The following is a 1,775-nucleotide window of genomic DNA, read 5'->3' on the forward strand; positions in this document are numbered from 1 at the left end:
ATCTTTCCGTCCGGTCTTCCGTCCCGGCGCATCAGTGGCAGACCCGGTTCCCGCTGTTGTGTAAAGCCGGGGCGCCGGATGAGGTGAACCAGATGATTAACCGGGCGCTGACCGGGATCCCGCTGGTGGCAATGCCTCATGTGCCGGCGGCGGTCCCCCTGCGGCTGGAGAACCAGTATTTTGCCCTCGACCTGACCCATCCGTCCGCGAAAGCCATGCTGGCGGCGGGAACCTGTGCTTTCTATGTGCCCGATATCCTGGGCGATATTCAGCTTGAACTGTTTGCGGTGCTGAGGACATGAATCGATCACACTTACGCACTAAAACATCGCGACCGGATATTGATGCCCTGTTGCAGAACAGCTATCTGCTGGTGATAGCCCTGTGCCGGGGCGTGCGGGTGGATCAGGGGAGCGCGGTCTGGCAACACTGTATCGACGAGATAGAACAGACGCAGGAGGCGCTGTCTGCTGCCGGTGTCAGTGACGCCGCAAGGGAACACATCCGTTATGCTTTGTGCGCGCTGTTGGATGAAACCGTCTTAAAACGGGCACCGGACGAGGGCTATGCGGCCTGGCGCGCCACCTCGTTGCAGGCCCATTTCTTTGGTACCGCCGAAGCGGGCAACCGGTTATATGAGCGGATACGGGCGGTGCTGGATGAACCGGCACCCGATCGGACGGTCCTGACCTGTTTTCACCGGGTGTTGCTGCTGGGATTCCAGGGGGATTACCGGGAGGACACGTCATTGATACGTGAGCAACTGATAACCCGCTTAAGCCAACACCTCTTGCCTTTCGACCGTGTTCAGCCTTCGCCGGTGCGGGTCGGGGCCTTACCGTCTTGTGCCGGGCTGCGTTCCATTGGCGGTCCGCTAATCATGACGATAATCGCGCTGACCGGTGTCTGGTGGGGGTTGGGGCAGTATCTGATCACGCTGCTGCCGGGGTGGGCGCAATGAGCGCGATGTGGCGACGGGCGCTATGGGGATGGGCCGCCGGGTTAGCGCTGCTGCTCTGTCTGGTCTGGCTCCCCTTATCGCCGGCGGGCCGATGGGTGGGGGGCGCTATTATCCTGCTCTTCACGCCGGTCGGACTGTTTTATACCGGGCGATCCCGGCGACGGGAACAGCTCGACTGCCTGTCGGCAGGGCTGCCGCCGGACGGTGATCGTCGCCCGGTGGTGCTGGTTTGCGGTCACGTCCAGGACGGCCTGTTTGGTGATGAACGGGGGCGTCAGACGCCGCAGGGCTACTGGCTATGTTTACCCTCAGGGACCGCGTTGTCTGATGGGGTGGCAAGCCTGCTGGCTGCCCGGCCCGCCTGGGGCGGCCAGTTGAGCGTGATGGCCGTTATCAACCCGCAACAATACCGGGATGAGACGGCCCTGGCGGGTTGGATACGGGAACTGCGCTGGCAGCTTTCTCAGGCGCGTCGTCGCCAGGGTATCCCGTTACCGCTAGTGCTGACCGGTTACTTAGCCGGGGCGTCCCAGCGTCCTGATCCCCCGTGGTTTGCGTGGCAGGCCGGTCAGAACACCGTCACGGTCTGGCGCAAGGGCGTCTCAGGCCAGCCGCTGGCGGATTGGCTGGGCGAGGGCAGCGTGGCGGAACAGAGCGCCCGTTTTCAGTGTGGGGTTGAGCTGACCGGCTGGGCTGACTGGATGCGGGCGTGCGTATTACCCGCTTGCCTGGCCCCCGAAGACGGCCTGCCGCCGTGTCCGCCTCAGGCGATGGCGCTGACCTTTGTCCCGGCATTACCGCAGCGGTTACCCGG

At 63.5% G+C, this 1,775-nt stretch carries 4 protein-coding genes; 3 read left to right on the top strand and 1 reads right to left on the bottom strand.

The features are described 5' to 3' along the window. The 3 genes from tssK to LGZ98_RS23605 form a co-directional block, all read left to right on the top strand. A partial coding sequence (tssK, locus tag LGZ98_RS23595) for a type VI secretion system baseplate subunit TssK (protein WP_262978713.1) occupies positions 1–302 on the top strand: 302 nt, incomplete at its 5' end. After that, positions 299–961, top strand: coding sequence for a type VI secretion system protein TssL, short form (gene tssL, locus LGZ98_RS23600; protein ID WP_262978714.1), 663 nt, complete (start codon positions 299–301; stop codon positions 959–961). The genes tssK and tssL, both read left to right, overlap by 4 nt. 7 nt (positions 962–968) lie before the next feature. Further along, the gene (locus tag LGZ98_RS23605; protein ID WP_262978715.1) at positions 969–1,169 is read left to right on the top strand and encodes a hypothetical protein; all 201 of its coding nucleotides are present in this window, start codon (positions 969–971) and stop codon (positions 1,167–1,169) included. Positions 1,170–1,540: 371 nt separating this feature from the next. Here the strand turns inward: LGZ98_RS23605 and LGZ98_RS23610 are convergent. Continuing rightward, on the bottom strand, positions 1,541–1,775 hold a 235-nt coding region (locus LGZ98_RS23610; protein ID WP_262978716.1), incomplete at its 5' end, for a hypothetical protein.

This window comes from Photorhabdus kayaii (assembly GCF_025384895.1).
Classification (GTDB): Bacteria; Pseudomonadota; Gammaproteobacteria; order Enterobacterales; family Enterobacteriaceae; genus Photorhabdus; species Photorhabdus kayaii.